General features: G+C 39.9%; 18 protein-coding genes, 7 tRNA genes and 1 pseudogene. 6 read left to right on the top strand and 20 right to left on the bottom strand.

The annotated features are described in order from the left end of the window. The first annotated feature begins 30 nt into the window (after positions 1–30). Positions 31–1,878 carry a DUF4365 domain-containing protein gene (locus MHB83_RS07630; RefSeq protein ID WP_050945585.1) on the top strand — a complete coding sequence of 616 codons (1,848 nt, stop codon included), beginning with the start codon at positions 31–33 and terminating at the stop codon, positions 1,876–1,878. Between the two features lie 245 nt (positions 1,879–2,123). Here MHB83_RS07630 and MHB83_RS07625 read toward each other — a convergent pair whose 3' ends face one another. Then, complete coding sequence (locus MHB83_RS07625) at positions 2,124–2,321, bottom strand: hypothetical protein (RefSeq protein ID WP_199852795.1); 198 nt, start codon at positions 2,319–2,321, stop codon at positions 2,124–2,126. 169 nt (positions 2,322–2,490) lie between these two features. On the opposite strand from MHB83_RS07625, the gene MHB83_RS07620 reads away from it, so the two are divergent. Next, a complete protein-coding gene (locus MHB83_RS07620) occupies positions 2,491–2,835 on the top strand; it encodes a hypothetical protein (RefSeq protein WP_034620217.1) in 345 nt (114 codons plus the stop codon). 458 nt (positions 2,836–3,293) lie between these two features. Next, positions 3,294–3,797: a YdeI/OmpD-associated family protein gene (locus MHB83_RS07615; protein WP_310427616.1), complete on the top strand. Its 504-nt coding sequence runs from the start codon at positions 3,294–3,296 to the stop codon at positions 3,795–3,797. A gap of 33 nt (positions 3,798–3,830) precedes the next feature. On the opposite strand, the gene MHB83_RS07610 is transcribed toward MHB83_RS07615, so the two are convergent. Beyond that, positions 3,831–4,745: a YafY family protein gene (locus MHB83_RS07610; RefSeq protein WP_342496782.1), complete on the bottom strand. Its 915-nt coding sequence runs from the start codon at positions 4,743–4,745 to the stop codon at positions 3,831–3,833. Positions 4,746–4,825: 80 nt separating this feature from the next. Here MHB83_RS07610 and MHB83_RS07605 point away from each other — a divergent pair, with 80 nt between their 5' ends. Then, positions 4,826–5,275 (top strand): VOC family protein, encoded by a 450-nt coding sequence (locus MHB83_RS07605; RefSeq protein ID WP_342496781.1) that lies wholly within the window; start codon positions 4,826–4,828, stop codon positions 5,273–5,275. A 610-nt stretch (positions 5,276–5,885) separates the two neighbouring features. Beyond that, positions 5,886–6,119: pseudogene (locus MHB83_RS07600) on the top strand (site-specific integrase); the annotation flags it as partial. 122 nt (positions 6,120–6,241) lie between these two features. On the opposite strand, the gene MHB83_RS07595 reads toward MHB83_RS07600, so the two are convergent. From MHB83_RS07595 to MHB83_RS07535, 13 genes are all read right to left on the bottom strand, one after another. Beyond that, positions 6,242–6,325, bottom strand: a tRNA-Leu gene (locus MHB83_RS07595). Positions 6,326–6,373: 48 nt separating this feature from the next. Further along, positions 6,374–6,456 (bottom strand) — tRNA-Leu (locus tag MHB83_RS07590). A 7-nt stretch (positions 6,457–6,463) separates the two neighbouring features. Further along, a tRNA-Lys gene (locus tag MHB83_RS07585) sits at positions 6,464–6,539 on the bottom strand. A gap of 30 nt (positions 6,540–6,569) precedes the next feature. Beyond that, positions 6,570–6,644: transfer RNA gene (locus tag MHB83_RS07580), tRNA-Gln, on the bottom strand. 20 nt (positions 6,645–6,664) lie between these two features. Continuing rightward, positions 6,665–6,736 (bottom strand) — tRNA-Glu (locus MHB83_RS07575). A 9-nt stretch (positions 6,737–6,745) separates the two neighbouring features. Next, a tRNA-Ser gene (locus MHB83_RS07570) sits at positions 6,746–6,836 on the bottom strand. A 4-nt stretch (positions 6,837–6,840) separates the two neighbouring features. After that, positions 6,841–6,915 (bottom strand) — tRNA-Asn (locus MHB83_RS07565). 209 nt (positions 6,916–7,124) lie between these two features. Beyond that, positions 7,125–8,972: a sigma-54-dependent Fis family transcriptional regulator gene (locus MHB83_RS07560; RefSeq protein WP_310026144.1), complete on the bottom strand. Its 1,848-nt coding sequence runs from the start codon at positions 8,970–8,972 to the stop codon at positions 7,125–7,127. A gap of 108 nt (positions 8,973–9,080) precedes the next feature. Next, positions 9,081–10,460 carry a dihydrolipoyl dehydrogenase gene (gene lpdA, locus MHB83_RS07555; protein ID WP_253621827.1) on the bottom strand — a complete coding sequence of 460 codons (1,380 nt, stop codon included), beginning with the start codon at positions 10,458–10,460 and terminating at the stop codon, positions 9,081–9,083. Between the two features lie 18 nt (positions 10,461–10,478). Beyond that, complete coding sequence (locus MHB83_RS07550; RefSeq protein WP_050945566.1) at positions 10,479–11,624, bottom strand: dihydrolipoamide acetyltransferase family protein; 1,146 nt, start codon at positions 11,622–11,624, stop codon at positions 10,479–10,481. Positions 11,625–11,641: 17 nt separating this feature from the next. Then, positions 11,642–12,679: an alpha-ketoacid dehydrogenase subunit beta gene (locus MHB83_RS07545; RefSeq protein WP_106036124.1), complete on the bottom strand. Its 1,038-nt coding sequence runs from the start codon at positions 12,677–12,679 to the stop codon at positions 11,642–11,644. Between the two features lie 23 nt (positions 12,680–12,702). Further along, positions 12,703–13,677, bottom strand: a complete 975-nt coding sequence (locus MHB83_RS07540) for a thiamine pyrophosphate-dependent dehydrogenase E1 component subunit alpha (protein ID WP_050945564.1) — start codon at positions 13,675–13,677, stop codon at positions 12,703–12,705. 193 nt (positions 13,678–13,870) lie between these two features. Then, entirely contained in the window at positions 13,871–14,344 is a 474-nt protein-coding gene (locus MHB83_RS07535) for a SprT family protein (protein WP_003214448.1), read from the bottom strand. A gap of 99 nt (positions 14,345–14,443) precedes the next feature. On the opposite strand from MHB83_RS07535, the gene cmpA reads away from it, so the two are divergent. Next, the gene (gene cmpA, locus MHB83_RS07530) at positions 14,444–14,578 is read left to right on the top strand and encodes a cortex morphogenetic protein CmpA (protein ID WP_012009003.1); all 135 of its coding nucleotides are present in this window, start codon (positions 14,444–14,446) and stop codon (positions 14,576–14,578) included. A 19-nt stretch (positions 14,579–14,597) separates the two neighbouring features. Here the strand turns inward: cmpA and MHB83_RS07525 are convergent, their stop codons facing one another. The 5 genes from MHB83_RS07525 to MHB83_RS07505 form a co-directional block, all read right to left on the bottom strand. Further along, complete coding sequence (locus MHB83_RS07525) at positions 14,598–16,757, bottom strand: Tex family protein (protein ID WP_342496780.1); 2,160 nt, start codon at positions 16,755–16,757, stop codon at positions 14,598–14,600. Between the two features lie 76 nt (positions 16,758–16,833). Further along, positions 16,834–17,433 (bottom strand): PP2C family serine/threonine-protein phosphatase, encoded by a 600-nt coding sequence (locus tag MHB83_RS07520; RefSeq protein ID WP_003214034.1) that lies wholly within the window; start codon positions 17,431–17,433, stop codon positions 16,834–16,836. Then, positions 17,433–18,221 carry an RNA polymerase sigma factor SigB gene (gene sigB / locus MHB83_RS07515; RefSeq protein WP_003214304.1) on the bottom strand — a complete coding sequence of 263 codons (789 nt, stop codon included), beginning with the start codon at positions 18,219–18,221 and terminating at the stop codon, positions 17,433–17,435. The genes MHB83_RS07520 and sigB overlap by 1 nt, the downstream gene beginning before the upstream one ends. Continuing rightward, complete coding sequence (gene rsbW, locus MHB83_RS07510) at positions 18,187–18,675, bottom strand: anti-sigma B factor RsbW (RefSeq protein ID WP_003214356.1); 489 nt, start codon at positions 18,673–18,675, stop codon at positions 18,187–18,189. Before rsbW ends, sigB begins: the two co-directional genes overlap by 35 nt. Further along, a complete protein-coding gene (locus MHB83_RS07505; RefSeq protein WP_003213847.1) occupies positions 18,672–19,001 on the bottom strand; it encodes an anti-sigma factor antagonist in 330 nt (109 codons plus the stop codon). Before MHB83_RS07505 ends, rsbW begins: the two co-directional genes overlap by 4 nt. Positions 19,002–19,060 lie beyond the last annotated feature (59 nt).

The raw sequence follows: 19,060 nt of genomic DNA, 5'->3' as shown, positions 1-19,060 counted from the left end.
GAAATTACGCTAAGGTAAGGAGATATTTAAATGGTTTCAAAAATAATAGATGAAGAAATTCCTCATAGAGATGAAGAATCAATGGATAGACTAATTATTGAAAATTTGGCTTGTTTGGAAATTAATGAATTAATACTTCAACCACCCTTCCATTTAGTAGGTAATATTGCTCTAAATGATAAAGGAATCTCTTATGACGGTGAAATACTTGTTTATAACAGTAATCATTTAACCAAAGAAAATGCTGTTGGCGAAGTTAAAATTCAAATTAAAGGAACGACAACTTATAAAAAAGTCCATAAAAAAAGTAACATAAAACATCAAGTCGAGAAATCAGATTTAGAAAATTATTATAAGTTTGGGGGAGGAGTCTTATACTTCGTCGTAACAATAAATAAAAGAACAAATAAAAGACAGGCATACTATAAGATTTTAGCTCCATTGGATCTAAAAGCCCTCTTACTGAAACTTGATAATAATAAAAAAAATTCCATTTCAGTAGAGTTTAAAAAATTAGAAAAGGGTTCTTTAGAATCTTTATGCAAATTATTTATAAAACTCGTAAGGAAACAACCTACCCACTTCATTGAGTTTAGTGAGCATAGGAATTTCACAAATTATAAAATAGACATCAGTGATATCAACAGCGATTCTTCTGATTTATTTGACAGCACTGCCTATGTTTATGGATTTACAACAGACAATTTAGAGATTCCTATCAGCGTGGTCCAATTAGACAAAATTAAAAGAGGATACAGAGAAAATATTGCATTAAATAATGAAGAAATTAATATTTACTATGAAATAGTCGAAACGGAACGCTCTTATGAAATATTAGTAGAAAACACTTTAAGTATTAATTTAAAAAAAGGGAAAAAGGGCGGATCTTTTAAATTAGGAAGATTGCAAACTCTTGGTTCATATATGAAGTCTTTAAAGATTATAAATTATTTTATTTTACATGGAAAACTTCCATTCCATTCGTTCGATCTAGAAATGAGTTTAGACAATCCAAAAAAATTCAAGAATATTGAGGAACACATAAAAAATCATCAAGAGTTAATAACCGTTTGCAAACAAATAGGATTAAACGAAAATTATGTATTTAATAAAGAAGAAAATTTATCATCTCTATTTAACGGTATCCTTGATATATTTAAGAATAAAAAATATAACTTGTTAAAAATTAAAAACGAACAAAAATTGCTAGACATGAGAGTATATGCAATTGATCTTTCTGATTACGTAAGAGTCAGATTATTGTTTTCTGAAAATAAATTCTATAATTTTTATAATAATGAAATACTCTCTAAAGTAGGAGGCTTAATACCGAAAGGAAAGCTACCTAAAGAAGGTAAGTTTCCATTACATGAAAATTGGGAGAACTATTATCAGAAAGTAAGTTTTTTCTCAATACTAGATGTAGAGGATATAGAAAAAGATGCAAACTTTAATTTTGAAGTTGTAAAATCGTCTTTTTCTGATACTTATCATGACTTCAAGACTCATCAAACAATAGTTATTTCATTAGTTTATATAAATTACTATATTAAATATCATAATGAAGAATTTTTAGATTTCGCTCTTGATCTAAATAATCGACATCTCTTGCATTATCCAGAAAATCATATTCCCAAAATTAATACTTATCTAATAAAAATTTTAAGAGGAGATTCACTTTCAGCAGAAGAACAAACTGACATCATAGATATAGGAGAAAGAGCCGAGAGTGCTGAGGATACAACTTTGATGTTTGCCTGTGAAGTCTTATTAGGATCTAAGGAGAAGGCTAGAAGAAAATTAAACAATATTGGAGAAGAAGAAAGAAAAGAATTGATGAAATACCCTATTTATCACCAATATCAAAATTTAAATTAGCATACTTTTATTTTAAAGAAGAGGAATGGAATTTTTCCTTTCCTCTTTATACTTGCAGAACAGCAATTTCTGTTTAATTGTAAGTGTTTTTTCACATTGTTTTTTACTAGAACCACACACCAAAACCTTCATCATATAACTATCCATATCCCACAGAGTTTTCTTAACTCCCTACACGTTCAGCTAGTATTTGCATTTCTTCTCTAAATGAGCTGTCAGAATTAGCTTTTTCATTTTTGTTTAGCTCACCCGATATAGCTACACTCCCGACTATCATCAATGCCAAGATAATCATTTTTATTTTCATATATGATTTCTCCTTTTTTAATTTCTGTTCTAGCTAGGTTGACAATATGATAATAATCACTAGCCATTTCAAATCTTCCAGCTCTTCTAAAGTATTCAGCTGCTTCTAATGCAAAGTCTTCAATATCACTATACATTTTCCTACTTTTTAAGAACCCAAAACATCGGTCTAACAAATGCTTATCTTCTTTTAAATACAGACCTTGAAGAATGTTAAATTTCGAAATATACTTGACATCCATACAATTCAAATATTTTACATGTTATGATGAATTTGTAATAAAACCAAACTGAGGGGGAAGTATTATGAATAAACTTTACAAGGGATTAATTGTTTCAGTATTATCAATTTCTTCATTAGCTCTTCCAGCTTTAACAAATCAAGCTTCTGCGCAAGAACCTGCAAAAATTCACAATATAGCAAAGCCTACAAATGAAATTGGAACGGTCGATTTCCATATGCTAAGAAACTCAAACGTTGGATTGCTGTATGGCTATACAAGATGGGAAATCATCTCTGGCAGTCACCTTATTAGCATTAGTTCTAGTGGTGTCGTATCTTCTTACTCATCACTTGGCACGGCGTTGGTTTATGCCTATGATATAAACGATAATTACGTCATTTTTAAGATTACAGTTGAACCTCGATAATTAAAAAAGTCCACTTACTTAAGGTAAATGGACAGATTCATTTAAAAGTGATAAAAAATTAAAAAACCAAAGGTTTACCACCTTTGGTTTCTTAGATGCGGCTGAGAGGACTTGAACCTCCACGGGTTATTCACCCACTAGGCCCTCAATGCCGTGGAAACGGGTTGTCTCCTGCAAACAATCACATCACTTGCACTCATTTGCGCCACATTCACATAAAATCGTCTATTTTCAAATATCGTGGTGAAAATTTGGTGAACCTATATTCTCCCTTATATTACGCTAGTTAAAACCTATATGCGAATATTACCTAAATGAACATAAATACGTATTATTCTATTAAACGTTCGTAATAATTTCATTGGTATCCTAATAAATTTTATATACTTGGGTTAATATATTATATAGTCTTAAATGATAATGCTGTAAGTTAAGAGTTTGAAAGGAGTTAAACTAACATGGAAATCAATAATTTGCTTACTTTACATAACAGACAAGACTTAAGAGATTGGCTTGAGAAACATTCAACTACGGATGAATATTGTTGGGTTATTGTTAGTATGACGGAACAACCAAATACCCTCCTATATTTAGATGCCGTAGAAGAAGCTTTATGTTTTGGTTGGATCGATGGCATTAAGAAAAAAATCTCAGACACCGAATTGGCTCAAAGGCTTTCTCCACGAAAGAAAAAAAGAGGACTGCTTGTTCTTCCTGACATGAGCCCCGAATCTTTCATTATAGATGAAGAAATTAACACCTTTATAAAAATAGACAAAGAAGTATACAAAAATTTCATTCAACTTCCTGAACTCTATAGACGAATTAGAATTGATACGATACAAAGTTATAAAGATACCCCTGTTATTTACTATAAAAGATTAGATAAGTTTATAAAAAATACGAGAGAAAATAAACTATATGGTCTTTGGAATGATAATGGGCGTCTAATCAACTATTAGAGATAAAAACAGTTACCAAAGTAATTTGGTATCTTAATGATAAAGCATTAATGTTTCCTTTAAAAAGGATGTGTATTTATTAATATAACCTTTTGGTTCAATAATTTTTACTTTGTTACCGAACCCTGAGAGAAACTGATAAGCAAATTGATTTTCAGGTAATTCTATGTTCGCCATGTAAATCCTTTTAGTCTTCTTTACGACAGAATGTCTTCCATACCTTTCAATAAATTGATCTCTAACACTAATATCTATTTGTAATTTTACATTTGCCATAGTCGGTTTTACAACGGGTTGTTTTTCGTTTTTTTCTTTAATGGCATGATCAGGTCTAGGTGTAAAAAATCCTTTCTTCACTATATCTGTTATTCTCGTTAATTTAAATGTTCGATAGTCTTCACGTTCTAAACTATATCCAAATAAGTACCAGTGCATCTCAATTAGCTGTAACTTATAAGGTTCGACTACTCTATGCGTTATATTCCCTTTTTGATCCACATAATCAAACTCCATTAACCAATAATTTTCGATTGCTTGAATGACTAAAGACATTTCCTCATGTAATTGGCTTCTTCCTATCCAATCATAAAAGGTTAGATGTAGTTTAGGTGATAAATCCGCTTGACTCATCCCTCTAATTTTTTGTATCGTCATTTGAATGTCATCATTCTTTGTCAACTGCTCAAATCCATCTAGAGCTACAATAATATTCTCAATGTCTTTGTGATTTAATAAACGTTTATCAAATTTGTATTCTTCCATAAGTGCATAACCGCCCTCATGACCATATTTTGCATAAATAGGGATGTTGGCATAATTCAGTGTTTCCATATCACGTTGTATAGTACGTTTTGTTACATCAAAAAGACGACTGAACTCTGATGCTGAAACTACGTCTTTTTGTAGCAATATCATAAGAATTGAAATAAGTCGTTCAATTTTTTGCATAACACCCTCCCATATACGACATACTGTTGTCACCTATCCTCTATTATACTACTGATATACCAATAAGGAGGCAACAGCATATGAAAGCAATCGCTTATCTACAATTTAATGGAATTGCACAAGACGTGTTAGAATTTTATGAAACAGCATTACAAGGAACAGTAAAAAAGGTCAGCTTTGGTGCACTTCCTCAAAATCCATCTGCACCACTTTCGTTAGAAGAACAAGGCATGATTATGGAATCTCGCATTGAGTTTTCAGAAAACATATTAATGATTTCTGATGTATTACCTTCTATGCAAGCTGTAACAGGTGAAGTAACACAAGGAACGAATGTTATTATAAGCGTAATTGATGGAGACCAAGAAACGAACAAAATGTACTTTGATAACCTCTCTAAAGACGGAACGGTTATTATGCCGATCTCTTCTGTACCATGGTCATCTAGTTTTGGCATGCTAATAGACAAGTTCGGAGTTATGTGGAAATTCAACAGCGACGCAAGTCAATTTTTAGATAGTTTAGTCTAAAAATAGAAGTTCTAATATTTCAATCCATTTTTAAGGACATTATAAAAAGCTCAGTGAGGAAATATATCACTTAGCTTTTTTAATGTAATCATGTTCACCTAATATAAAAAAGCACCAAAGCTCTTATGGCTAAGATACTTGTCATCTTATTTATTTGTCTGCAATTGAGAGGAGTCGAACCTCCATGAGTTTAACCTCACTAAGCCCTCAATGCCATGGAAATGTGTGTCCCTTATCTAAGCTTTAAGAACTGGTTTAACGTACGTTCTGTATCATCCATGACTTCTTTGATTTTAAAAACGTGCGTTCAATATTCCAATGGTACGTAATGAAGAGTGGGAAAGCAAAAATAAAAAGATTATCGCGCTTTATAAGAAGATTTTAAGAAGTTGACAAAAGCAACTTTTTTTAAAAATTATAGATGGTTTAGTTAAAAAAAAGCAACTATTCTCTGATGTTGTAATCATGGCAAGGCTAAATAAAACCAAATGATGAACATAAACATCCTATTTGAAATAGCCGTAAACCTTAATCATCCGCTCAATCTATACCATTAAAGGAATTAAACACAAGGTAATTCGTTATTAAAAGATTTTAAAACAAATGATGTATATACCATCTGCGAACAATTAAATATTTCTGTAGTAAAGATGAAAATTTAAAAGTTATTAGACTGCATGATCTTAGACACTCTCATGTCGCTTTATTAATTGATCAAGGAGAAGAATATCATACAAAAGAAAGACTAGGACACGCATCTATTAGGACAACAATAGATGTATATGGACACTTATTTCCTAACAAACAAAAGGCTATGGCTGAAAAATTGGACGACATTATATAAAAATATCGATTTCAAACAAAAAAGTCCACTTACTTAAGGTGAGTGGACAAATTTTGGATAGATTCATTTAGAAGTTATAAAAAATAAAAATACCAAAGGTCTACAACCCTTGGTATCATTGATGCGGCCGAGAGGACTTGAACCTCCACGGGTTATTCACCCACTAGGCCCTCAACCTAGCGCGTCTGCCATTCCGCCACGACCGCGTGTATGATGTGCTCATATATTCATAAGTGCACTGTTTGAAAAAACAATGCGGGTGAAGGGACTTGAACCCCCACGTCATAAAGACACTAGATCCTAAGTCTAGCGCGTCTGCCAATTCCGCCACACCCGCGTGACAATGGTGAGCCATGAAGGACTCGAACCTTCGACCCTCTGATTAAAAGTCAGATGCTCTACCAACTGAGCTAATGGCTCATCTGCTATGCAGAAAAACATATAAAAAAATGGCTGGGCTAGCTGGATTCGAACCAACGCATGACGGAGTCAAAGTCCGTTGCCTTACCGCTTGGCTATAGCCCAACGAATCAAAAAACAAAACATGACCCGTACGGGATTCGAACCCGTGTTACCGCCGTGAAAGGGCGGTGTCTTAACCGCTTGACCAACGGGCCATAAAATAATGGCGGAGAAGGAGGGATTTGAACCCTCGCGCCGCTCGCGCGACCTACACCCTTAGCAGGGGCGCCTCTTCAGCCACTTGAGTACTTCTCCATTATGGCTCCGCAGGTAGGACTCGAACCTACGACCGATCGGTTAACAGCCGATAGCTCTACCACTGAGCTACTGCGGAATAATAAGACATGTTTCATTATATATATGCCAGAAAAATGTGTCAAGAATTTTTAAGCGTTTCATTCCTGCTCAATTTGCGACGGCTTTTATAATTTAACATATACTAATATAACAGTCAAGCCTTTTTCCATGCCATTTGTTTAACTTGGCAGAAAGCCCCCGACCTCTTCAAGTAGACCAAGGGCCTTGATGCAGCCTTCCATGAGATTAAGACAGATGAAACTTTCGCATCCACTTATAAAAAGTACTTCTTGGCACCCCTGCTAGCCTCGCTGCTTCTGACACATGACCTTTCGTTTTATGCAGTGCGTCTATCACTGTTTGCATTTGAATGCGTTCCCTGAATGTGAGTTCTTTTGGAGTCTCGGTACACTCTGCTGGATGCAGCTTCTGCTTTTTCTGATCAATCGCCTCTAATACTGAAGCATATTGTGATTCACCAATCCATCCGCCTTTAGGAAAGAGGACCCTTAGATGCTCAAACAGGTTAAAAAGCTCTCGTATGTTTCCTGGCCAATGATACTCCTGCAATTTCTGAAAAAATGATTCAGGAAACGCCGCATTCCAGTGGTGCTTCTTTTGGTAATAACGATATAAATCATGAATGTCTTCTTTTCTTTCTCTAAGCGGCGGGATATTGATCGGATAGACATGAAGACGGTAATACAAGTCTTCTCGTATTTTTCCTTCCTTCAGCAGTTCGTTCATATTACGGTGAGTCGCTGTAATGATTCGAATATCCAAAGGGATTTCGTGTGTCCCGCCGAGCGGTACGACTGCCCTTTCTTCTATCACCCGAAGAAGCGCTACTTGCATCGCATATGGGATTTCACCAATTTCGTCTAAAAAGAGTGTTCCTTTATGAGCTTGTTCAAATTTGCCTTTAGCTCCGTGACGTTTTGCCCCTGTAAATGCCCCTTCAGCATAGCCAAACAGCTCACTTTCTAACAGGCTTTCAGGAATGGCTCCGCAATTAACAGCAATAAACGGCCCTTTATGCCTTTCACTGGCGGAATGAATGGCTCTAGCGGCGAGTTCCTTCCCTGTCCCTGTTTCTCCCCAAATATACACATGAGCATCTGTTTGTGCTGCTCTCTTCATCGCGTTAAGCGTCTGTTGAAATACCTTACTTGTTCCTGATTCCCCGGGAAATTGAGCAAAAGAAACGGTGATGCTGCTTTTCGCTGCTTCTTCAAGGGAAAGTGACATGCCTAGCATCTTTCCGTCTTGCTCTGATTGAATGATCTGCTTTCCCCGGATAACAAATGGATAATCCTTAAGCCGCTCGACATCCATTCCATACCAGTCTGAAAATCGTTCTCTAATCGACCTGCTGGCAGAAACAATTTGCTTTTTTTCATTACAGACCACATACGGTTCGTCTGTTTCCACCTGCTGGAGACAATGAGTGATGAGCTCCAGCTCTCTCCTTTTTTGCTGGACTTGAATTTCTCTCTCGATGGCATAAGCAACCGTTGAAGCCATTCCAAGCATAAAAGGGTGCTTGTTATCCGTCATACAAGAGATGTCAATCACCCCTATGATTGTACCGCCTGCATCGCGAATAGGAGCGGCTGAACAACTCCAATGGTGAGAGGCGATAGAAAAATGCTCAGTTCCATTGATCGTCACTGCTTCTCCGATGACGAGTGCCGTTCCGATCGCGTTTGTCCCTACATCTGTTTCAGTCCAGCGTGAACCCTCCATAAAATTAATTCTTTTTGCTTCCACCATCGTTCTTTCGCTTCCTGTCAGACTTAGCACATAACCGTCTGCATCGATGAGTAAGGCCAGCATGTCAGATTCTTTTAATTGCTGACTGATTTTATTTAAGTAAGGAAGAGCCGCATTTAGGAATAATGAATATTTCTTTTTTTGGGCACTGAAACGCTCCTTTTCTAACAACGACTGTCCTTTATCTAAATACGGATTCACATTTGCCTGTTTACACCTGTGCCATGATTCTACCACTCTCTTATTCAGACGAGACTGATCAAGCAAACCTTCACGAACAAAACGTTTCCACGTATTTAAATAACAAGGCGTCGGACTCATTCCATCCTCTCCTCTAGGGGCTTTTTATTCATTATAGATAATTATAAAAGCGCTTTCAATTATCATTAGCTAACCCTAGAAGTCAATCGGATAGAAAAGAAGCCTTTTTCAGCAGTGCACCGCTCGTCCAATGGTTTGCAGCAAGGCTTCGTGTATCGCCTCTGAAAGTGTCGGATGTGCCGCAATAAACTGCTCTAATGTATCAGCGGTCAGCTCTGTATGCATCATCACCGCCGCTTGTCCAATCAGTTCTGTTGCATGCGGTCCGATAATTGAAACACCTAATATTTCTTGATATTGCGGTTCTACAATGACCTTTACGTGACCGGCTGGTTGATTTAAGATTAATGCTTTTCCATTTGCAGAAAATGCACATGTCCCTATCCGAATCTCCTCATATTGTTTTCTAGCACTCTCTTCATTTAAACCAACACTGGCTATTTCTGGAGAGGTGTATATGCACCTCGGAATCACTTGCTCATTGACCTTTACATGCTCACCTGATGCATGGGATGCCGCAACCGTTCCTTCATGAAAGGCAGTATGAGCAAGCTGGACCCCACCTGTCACATCACCGCACGCATAGATATGCGGGAGATTGGTTTGCATATGTTCATTGACGTAGATACCGTTTCTATCAAATGCAATACCAACCTGATCAAGATTCAACTCTCCAAGCCGCGGAGTTCTGCCAATGGCCACTAAGCAAAGATCCGACTGGATTTCACACTGCTCGCCTTGATTATTCTCCACCACTACTTTACTTGAAGAGGAATCAAGCTGCTTGACTGCGGCGGACGTCAAAATATCTACACCCGTTTCTTCGAGCTGCTCGTGAAGACATTGTGCAATATCACGATCTTCTTCAGGTAAAATGTGCACTGCCCGTTCAACCATGACAACCTTTGATCCCATTCTGCTAAAGATGCTCGCAAACTCACAGCCGATCACCCCGCCCCCAATGATACAAAGCGAATCTGGAATCGAAGAAAGTGACATAGCATCCTTGCTGTGAATAATCCATTCGCCATCAAAAGGTGCAAACGGTAAAGCAGCAGGCGCTGCCCCTGATGCAATAATGATTTGTTTTGCTTGAATGATTTCAGACTTTCCTTCACTTTCTATCAATAGCTCATGTGCTGATAGAAATGAAGCCTTCCCATTTACCACGGTGACTTTGTTTTTATTCATCAAGTAGCGAACACCATCAGTGAGCTGCTTGACGACAGACTGCTTCCGTTTTTGGACAGCATCCCATTGGATGGTAGGCTCATGTTCTGGAAGCTCAATTCCAAAATGTCCAGCCGATTTCACATGCTCATACATATCGGCGCTTTGCAAAAGTGCTTTGGTTGGAATACAGCCCTCATTGAGGCAAGTACCTCCCAGCTGACCTTGATCAATTAACACAACCTCCCTGCCAAAACGGGCGGCTGTTATGGCCGCCACATAACCTGCTGGTCCGCCTCCTATAATGACCAGTGTCATGGTACGTTCACCTTCTTCCTATAAAAGAATGGATATTGGTTCTTCTAAATGTGCTTTGACCGTTGATAAAAATGCGGATGCCGGTGCTCCGTCCAGTACGCGGTGATCAAACGTAAGACTGAGAGGCAGGATGGTCCCTTTGCACAATTCATCCTCTCGATAAACAGGGGTGTCATACATTGTTCCGACGCCAAGGATCCCCGCTTCCGGCGGATTCAAAATTGGCGTGAAATGCTCTACACCATACGCTCCAAGATTGGTCAATGTAAAGGTTGAACCTTGAATTTCATCATGAAGAAGCTTTCCTTCACGTGCTTTTTGACCATACAATTTAATGCTCTTCGCCAGCTCTATCAGCGTTAACCGCTCCGCATGCCGAATGACCGGTACAGCCAATCCGTTATCTAACGCAGCAGCAATCCCAAGATGAACATTCTCAAAGGTTTCCACAACTCCGTTATGATATTGACTGTTCATCGCAGGGTGTTCTAACAACGAAAGGATCGCTGCTTTGGCTACAAAATCGGTGATGGTCAACTTTGTATCGTAACGTGCTATGGCTGTTTCATTCAGCTGTTGTTGTAAGTTTGTAAGTTTTGTCACGTCCGCTTTCATCGTAATAGTTAATTGTGCACTTGTTTGCAGGCTTTCCATCATTCTTGAGGCAATTGTTTTCCGCATCATGTTAATAGGTTGATGCTCTGTTTCGTTTTGTTTTTTCTCTTCTTGTTTTTTCTCTTTCCGTTCAGGAAGCGCATGAAGCACATCCTCTTTCGTAATTCTTCCACCTGGTCCTGTCCCCACGAGCGTATCAATGTCTAGGTTTGCGCTAATAGCCATTTTACGGGCAACAGGTGAGATTTTCTTTCTCTCTTTCTTTGGTTTTGACTGGATGTCTCTATCTTTCTTTTCCTCCACTTGTTCATTTCCTTCACCGATATAGCAGATGACCGTGCCAGGCGGTACACCTTCTCCCTCGGGCACTTTTATATCCAATATGGTTCCTTCAGCAGGTGATTCGATCTCCATTTCAATTTTTTCGGAGTTGATGCTTGCAATGCTTTCCCCTTTATTTACGGTCTCACCGACCTCCTTATTCCAGACAGATACCGTTCCTTCTTTCATCGACATGCCCAATTTAGGCATCACAACTTCGACAGCCATCTCCCTCTCTCCTTTCTTTAGTTCAAGATCTTGTCATGGCTCTTGCCAATCATCTCTAATACGGTGTTCACAACTTTATCAGGTGTTGGCAGATATATATCTTCAAGAGGTGGTGAAAATGGTACCGGTGTATGAGGAGCCGTTACTTTTTTGATTGGAGCGTCAAGTAAATCAAATCCTTTATCTGCAATCAAAGAAGAGATATCTGCGGCAATTCCGCACCTTGGATTTGCTTCATCGACAATGACAAGTCGATTTGTTTTTTCTACTGAAGTCAGAATGGCCTCTTCATCGAGCGGCGACAAGCTTCTTGGATCAATCACTTCCGCTTCAATACCTTGAGCAGATAATTGCTCTGCCGCTTCGAGTGCTGTATGCACTTGTTTGCCTACTGCAAAGATGGTTACATCAGATCCTTCTCTCTTCACATCTGCTTTACCAAGCGGCAGTGTGTAATACCTTTCCGGCACATCTCCTGTGATATTGTAAAGCGTCTTGTCTTCAAAAAAGATGACAGGGTCCTGATCCTCGATGGCTGCCAGCAGCAGCCCTTTGGCATCATAAGGTGAAGAAGGCACAACTACTTTCAATCCAGGGATGCTTGTAAATAGTGCATACAAACTTTGCGAATGCTGGGCAGCTGCTCTAAAACCCGCCCCATGTGTCGTTCGAATCGTGATTGGCACCTCTGCTTTTCCGCCAAACATGTATCGGAATTTTGCGCCTTGATTCAGGACTTGGTCCAGACAAGTACCGATAAAATCATTAAACATAAGCTCCGCAATTGGTCTTAGCCCTGTTGAAGCAGCTGCCATAGCCGCGCCTACATAGCCAGCTTCACTAATCGGCGTGTCAAGGACACGCTCACGTCCAAACTCCTGAACGATTCCTTTCGTTACACCAAGAACACCGCCCCATGCTTCATCATCCTGTAAGTGATCTACATGAGCGCCACCCGCAACATCTTCCCCCATTAAAATGACATCTTCGTCTCTTCTCATTGCCAGTTTAATCGCTTCATTCAAAGCACTAGACATGCTGATTTCTCTTGTCATTTCCCTCTCTCCTTTCAGATTTATTAATACGAAACATACACATCAGTCAGCAATTCAGTATGATCTGGATATTCACTTTCTTCACTGAATCTCACGGCCTCATCTATCGCTTCTGCTACAGCCGCTTCAATACTTGATATCTCTTGATCCGTTAGCAGCTGCTGCTTTAATAATTCATTTTTAAAAAGAGTGATGGCATCTTTCTCTTCTTGATGTTCGGTTTTTTCTTGATTGGTTTTGTAGCGCTGGGCGTCTCCTTCAAAATGACCATAATTCCGATATGTCATGCATTCAATCAATGTCGGACCTTCTCCATTTTTTGCTCGTTCTATCGCTTGTTCTGCTGCTTGATAAACGGCTGTCACATCTTTTCCATCTACTTGAATACCCGGAATATCATAACTGGCGGCACGATCCACAATCGATTTGCAGCTTGAAGCATAGGAAAATGGCGTTGCTTCCCCGTAACCATTGTTTTCTGCGATGAAAATGACTGGCAGTTTCCAGATGGCAGCGAGATTGATTCCTTCGTGAAAAGTCCCTTGATTGTTAGCACCATCCCCAAAAAAGCAAACGCTTACATTATCTGTCTTTTTATATTTAGCTGTGAGGGCTGCCCCGCACGCAAGTGGAAAGCCGCCTCCAACAATTCCGTTGGCACCGAGCATTCCTTTATCAAAATCTGCAATGTGCATAGATCCACCTTTTCCTTTACAAAGGCCTGTGGCTTTTCCATAGATTTCTGCCATCATTCCTTTTAGATCACAGCCCTTAGCGATACAATGACCGTGGCCACGGTGTGTACTTGTAATACTGTCTTGTTCATTCAGATGAGCGCAGACTCCTACAGCAACAGCTTCTTCACCAGCATAAAGATGGACAAAACCTGGCAAGATCCCCTTTGTAAAAAGCGTGTGTACTTGATCTTCAAATTGGCGGATTTCCTGCATTTTTCGATACATCCAAACGGCTTTTTCTTTTGTGAGTGCCATTTCCATGATAAAACCTCCTATCTTTTTTGCTTGCACTTCTATACAAGCAAAAAGCGTGCCAACATCATGGCGCTTGAAAGCTTGGGTTTTTGAGCGATTCACACCGATCAAAAAAGAGACAAAATGAGACTTGCGTCTCTATTTGTCTCAATATGTCTACTTCATCTCACAAAAAAAGCATCCCATAAAGGTATGCTTATCACTCTGAACCGATTGTACGCTGCCATTTTAATTTTCCTTTGCAGACGCCGCACACATAACGAGAGGTATCAACTCGCCTTTTCCTGATAAAATACTGACCGCATCCTGTGCAGACATATTCTTGCCGTTTCTGTACACGCCGTTTATTTTGTACGGTCTTTAGCGGTGTACAAAAACGCGGGGCTCCTACTTGTTTTAATAACTCTTTAAAGGAACGGTCACGATGCTGATAGCCTTTTCCCTCAAGATGCAGATGATAATGACACAGCTCATGCTTGATGATCCCGATTAATTCTTCTCGTCCATGTTCCTCTAGGTATCGGCGGTTCAGTTCGATATTGTGTGTTCCAAGTAGATACCGCCCGCCTGTCGTTTTGAGACGGTCATTAAAAACAGCCTGATGGCGGAATGCCTTACCAAAGAACTGCTCAGAAATATGCTCTGTTAACTGCTGTAACTCTCTCTCCTTCAATCAAGATCGTTCCTTTCTATAAAAACATCGAACGGGACAATTTCCCCTTTGCATACATTGAAGGTACACCCACTGTTTCGATCAAAGGAGGAATGGGCGATGCCCAACTGGCTGAAAAATCAGATGCAGAAGGCTTTTTTCGAAAAAAATCATTACCAAATCAAGTTGTTGAATCAATGCTGGTACTTCTACAGAAAAAAACATTCAGTCGCATCAAGGCACACCCCATCCTGAGGTGCGCCTCGTTTTTTGTTTACTCTGGTTTCAGCATGGAGAGGGCAACGCGGCCTTTTGTCTGGTCAACGGAGTCCACCCATACAGTCACAATGTCACCAACTGATACAACGTCAAGCGGATGCTTCACAAAGCGGTTGCTGAGCTTGGAAATATGGACAAGCCCGTCCTGTTTTACACCAATATCAACGAATGCGCCGAAGTCTACAACGTTTCTCACTGTACCTTGCAGCTCCATTCCTTGCTTCAAGTCCTCTAATTTCAACACATCTGTTTTTAAAAGAGGTTTTGGTACTTCATCGCGCGGATCACGCTCAGGTCTTGTCAGCTGATCGACGATATCTTGTAGTGTAATGATACCAATATCAAGCTGCTCTGCTGCTTCGTCCAGCTTGACCTCTGCGATTTTCTCCTTTAACTGGTCTGTGCCAAGATCATTTGGTGTCATCTTGATCATGCGTAAGAACTGTTTTGTTTCTTTATAGCTCTCTGGGTGAATGCCTGTCCGGTCAAGTGGATCTTGTCCGTCTGCAATGCGCAGGAAACCGATACACTGCTCATAAGTCTTTGCCCCAAGTCTTGGAATGTCCTTTAGCTCTTTTCTGCTTGTGAATCTTCCAATCTCTTCGCGGCGCTTGATGATATTCCCTGCGACAGCTTTTGAAAGACCTGACACATATTGCAGCAGCGCCTGTGAGGCCGTATTGACGTTCACACCGACTTGGTTGACGACCGTCTCTACCACGAAGGTTAACGAGCTGTTTAATTGTTTTTGGCTCACGTCATGCTGGTATTGGCCCACTCCGACAGACTTCGGATCAATTTTCACGAGCTCTGCTAAAGGATCTTGTAATCTTCGAGCAATGGATATAGCACTTCGTTCTTCGACTTGCAGGTCTGGAAACTCTTCTCGCGCCAGTGCAGACGCAGAGTATACACTTGCCCCTGCTTCATTCACAATCAAATAGGAGACCGGCTGATCCAGCTCTTGAATGAGGTCTGCAATGAATTGTTCGGTCTCTCTTGAGGCTGTTCCATTTCCAATCGCAATGACTTCAATGTTAGATGATTGAATGATCTCTTTCACTTTTTGTTTCGCTTCCGCTTTTTTCTGTACAGGCGGGTGCGGGTAAATGACGCCTATATGATGGACTTTTCCTGTATCATCCACGACGGCTAATTTACAGCCTGTACGAAACGCAGGGTCCACTCCAAGTACACGCTTCCCTTTCATCGGCGGCTGAAGCAGCAGTTTTCTTAAGTTTTCAGCAAAAATATGAATCGCTTGTTCCTCTGCCTTTTCTGTCAGCTCTTTGCGTATTTCTCGTTCGATGGAAGGCTGAATGAGGCGTTTATACGCATCGTCAATTGCCGCTTCGATAAACGGTCTCGCCGTCGTCTGTTTGCCTTTTATGACTTGTTTGTCGAGATAGAAACGAATATTTTCAGCAGGTGGCTCGATGGCTGCCTTTAAGATGCCTTCTTTCTCTCCACGATTGACCGCTAGTACGCGGTGAGGCACTATCTTTTTGATGGGCTCTTGATAATCGTAATACATTTCATAGACATTTTTCTCATCGCTCTCGATGTCTTTTCCTGATGTGACCAGACTTCCCTTTTGGTACGTTTCGCTGCGAATCCATTTCCGCATATCAGGATCATCTGCCAGCTGTTCAGCAATGATGTGCTGCGCGCCTTCAAGTGCCTCTTCTACACTTGTTACTTCTTTTTCTTCGTTGATAAAAGAAGCGGCCTTCTTCTCGATCTCATCGCTTGGCAAGGTGAGTATATATTCTGCCAGCGGCTCGAGCCCTTTTGCTTTGGCTACATTCGCCTTTGTTTTACGTTTTTGTTTGAATGGTCGGTATAAATCTTCGACCTCTTGCAGTTTATGAGCTTGTTCAATTTTTTGTTTTAATTCATCCGTCAGTTTGTCTTGTTCTGCGATTAAGCGAATGACTTCTTCTTTTCGGTTCATGACATTTTGGATATATGTATAGCGCTCTGAAATGGTTTGAATTTGCACCTCATCCAGAGAGCCTGTCTGCTCTTTCCGGTAACGGGCAATAAACGGGACGGTGTTACCATCCTCTAAGAGCTTGATGACACTTTCAATTTGTTTTGTTGAAAGCTTTAATTCTGTTGCAATTTGTTTCAATAAAAAGTCAGATGTCTTCATACTTTGCATCCCCTCACTGTGTCTTCTCTTTTAGTGTATCAAAAAAATCGGCAAAACAGAAAAAAGGTCAGCTATTTTACGTGAGCTGACCAAGTACATAGGTGAGATCGTCCTTTTTGTCTTGTGTGTATGTTTCAAGCTGTTTGGCAATGTCTGCAACTGAATGACTATGCTTTAAACACATTCTCATGTTTGGCACATTCAGTCCGTCTGAATACATAATGAATGTCGATCCTTTTTCGTAGGAATAGGTGTATGTTTTATATTTTCTAGGTTTCCCTGATAAGTATCCTGATGTCGGAAGTGGATAAATATAGTCGCCAGAAGGGGCATTCAAGATGAACCGAATATTACCAACCGAACAATAGGTAAACTGCTGCTGGGAAAAATTCACCTTTAATATGGCTACAGTGGCTCCGCGTTTATTTTTCATCGCCTGATTGCATCTGTCGATGAGGGTCGTCATATCCTCATGTCCATATTCTTCGACAATTTCGCTGACTAAAGAAGATGATTCATTGGCGAACTGACCGCTGCCTAATCCGTCTGCCACAGCACAAATTAGTTCTTCATCATCTGCTTTAATAAAAAAACTGTCCCCGCAGCATGATTTCCCTTCTTTATTCGATTGATAGATAATGGCATTCACATGCTCATGCTGTTCAATCTGCTTCATTACCCTAGCTCCATAGACGCATCTTCTGATAATGCATCTCGTAGCTTTTTAACTGCCTTCCGTTGCAGTCTCGATACATGCATTTGGGATATCCCTAGTAAATCGCCTGTTTCTTTTTGACTCTTATTTTGCAAATAAGTCAGATTGATAATCTCTTTTTCCCGATCTGTCAGAACATGAAGCACACTCTCAAGCATCATTTTTTGGTTTACACGTTCGTAGCCCTCTTCCTGTGAGCCAACAACGTCTAAAATGGTGACTGTGCTTCCTTCAGAATCAGCCTCTACGCCTTGGTCAACAGACAGTGCTTGATAGCTTTTGCCCATCTCCATGGTTTCCAGTACTTCTTCCTCTGTCACATCTAGGTATTCTGCAATTTCTTGGACTTGCGGTGATTTTTGCGTCTCTGTTGTTAGATGATCAACAGCCATCTTGATTCTTGGTCCAAGCTCTTTGATTCGCCTTGGTACATGGACACTCCATGTTTTATCTCGTAAAAAGCGTTTGATTTCCCCGATGATGGTTGGAATAGCAAAGGCTTCAAATGATTTACCGACTAGCGGATCGTATCGCTTAATGGCGCCAAGTAAACCAATCATTCCAACTTGTCTGAGGTCCTCATGAAAGCTTTTTCCTTTTGAATATTTTTTTGCCAGCATATCAACCAAGTTTGTATAGCATTCGACCAGCGTGAGCTGCGCCTGCTCATCTTGGTTGGATTGATAGCTTTGGATAAGGCGATCCACTTCATCTTTAGTTAGTTTCATAGTTTTGGATGGTTGTGTCATGGTCAACTCGCTCCCTGTTTAAAAACTTTGTCATCGCAACGGTAACTCCGGAGTTTGCTTGCACCTCGACTTCATCCATCAATGTTTGCATTAAGTATAAACCAAGACCTCCTTCTGCCAATTGATCCACCGTATGAGCAGATGTATACGGCCCTAGGTCTTCCTGCTTTTGCTTAAAGTCAAAGCTACCGCCTTTGTCCGCGACAATGATTTCTAGACGATCTTCGTAGACAAGAAAGCGAACAGCTACCTCTCCATCTTCGCCATTTTCACCTTTGTAGGCATGCTGAACTGCATTTGTACAGGCCTCACTGACCGCAATTTTTAAGTCCTCAATCTCTTCATAGGCATAACCCATTCGACTTGCTACGCCTGAAAGAGTCAGGCGGATGATGCCTACGTATTCTGGTTTCGCTGGGATTTTCATCTCGATTAGATCTACTGATTCGTTCATTGTACCCCACCCTCTGTCTTTGCAGAAATGTCAATGATGTCCTTTAGTCCAGTAATTTCAAACAACCTTACAAGCCGATCTGACAAGTTCTCAAGCTTTAGTGTTCCACCTGCTTTTTGAGCCGCTTTAAACAGCCCAACAAATACACCTAATCCTGTACTATCCATATACGTAACATCCTTCAAACAGATCTCAAGATGCTCTCCCGCCTCGGCTTTAGGCATGAGTGTTTCTCTTAGCTGAGGAGCAGAGTACACATCAATTTCTCCGCTGACACTAATTTTCGTTTTTTGATCTATTTGATGCTCTTTCACTGTCATATTCATTATGCATTCACCTCGAAATTCTTGTTTCCTAGAATTTTATATACCCGCATCTTCACTTT

The organism is Bacillus sp. FSL K6-3149 (genome assembly GCF_038630515.1).
GTDB classification, from domain to species: Bacteria; Bacillota; Bacilli; order Bacillales; family Bacillaceae; genus Bacillus; species Bacillus pumilus.
This window is presented reverse-complemented; position numbering and strand designations above follow the sequence as displayed.

What these genes read in the sequence shown, in the direction of transcription:
- MHB83_RS07630 (WP_050945585.1), top strand. Translation starts at nt 31, where the DNA reads ATGGTTTCAAAAATAATAGATGAAGAAATTCCTCATAGAGATGAAGAA.
- MHB83_RS07625 (WP_199852795.1), bottom strand. Translation starts at nt 2,321, where the DNA reads ATGTATAGTGATATTGAAGACTTTGCATTAGAAGCAGCTGAATACTTT.
- MHB83_RS07620 (WP_034620217.1), top strand. Translation starts at nt 2,491, where the DNA reads ATGAATAAACTTTACAAGGGATTAATTGTTTCAGTATTATCAATTTCT.
- MHB83_RS07615 (WP_310427616.1), top strand. Translation starts at nt 3,294, where the DNA reads ATGGAAATCAATAATTTGCTTACTTTACATAACAGACAAGACTTAAGA.
- MHB83_RS07610 (WP_342496782.1), bottom strand. Translation starts at nt 4,745, where the DNA reads ATGCAAAAAATTGAACGACTTATTTCAATTCTTATGATATTGCTACAA.
- MHB83_RS07605 (WP_342496781.1), top strand. Translation starts at nt 4,826, where the DNA reads ATGAAAGCAATCGCTTATCTACAATTTAATGGAATTGCACAAGACGTG.
- MHB83_RS07560 (WP_310026144.1), bottom strand. Translation starts at nt 8,972, where the DNA reads ATGAGTCCGACGCCTTGTTATTTAAATACGTGGAAACGTTTTGTTCGT.
- lpdA (WP_253621827.1), bottom strand. Translation starts at nt 10,460, where the DNA reads ATGACACTGGTCATTATAGGAGGCGGACCAGCAGGTTATGTGGCGGCC.
- MHB83_RS07550 (WP_050945566.1), bottom strand. Translation starts at nt 11,624, where the DNA reads ATGGCTGTCGAAGTTGTGATGCCTAAATTGGGCATGTCGATGAAAGAA.
- MHB83_RS07545 (WP_106036124.1), bottom strand. Translation starts at nt 12,679, where the DNA reads ATGACAAGAGAAATCAGCATGTCTAGTGCTTTGAATGAAGCGATTAAA.
- MHB83_RS07540 (WP_050945564.1), bottom strand. Translation starts at nt 13,677, where the DNA reads ATGGAAATGGCACTCACAAAAGAAAAAGCCGTTTGGATGTATCGAAAA.
- cmpA (WP_012009003.1), top strand. Translation starts at nt 14,444, where the DNA reads ATGCCCAACTGGCTGAAAAATCAGATGCAGAAGGCTTTTTTCGAAAAA.
- MHB83_RS07525 (WP_342496780.1), bottom strand. Translation starts at nt 16,757, where the DNA reads ATGAAGACATCTGACTTTTTATTGAAACAAATTGCAACAGAATTAAAG.
- MHB83_RS07520 (WP_003214034.1), bottom strand. Translation starts at nt 17,433, where the DNA reads ATGAAGCAGATTGAACAGCATGAGCATGTGAATGCCATTATCTATCAA.
- sigB (WP_003214304.1), bottom strand. Translation starts at nt 18,221, where the DNA reads ATGACACAACCATCCAAAACTATGAAACTAACTAAAGATGAAGTGGAT.
- rsbW (WP_003214356.1), bottom strand. Translation starts at nt 18,675, where the DNA reads ATGAACGAATCAGTAGATCTAATCGAGATGAAAATCCCAGCGAAACCA.
- MHB83_RS07505 (WP_003213847.1), bottom strand. Translation starts at nt 19,001, where the DNA reads ATGAATATGACAGTGAAAGAGCATCAAATAGATCAAAAAACGAAAATT.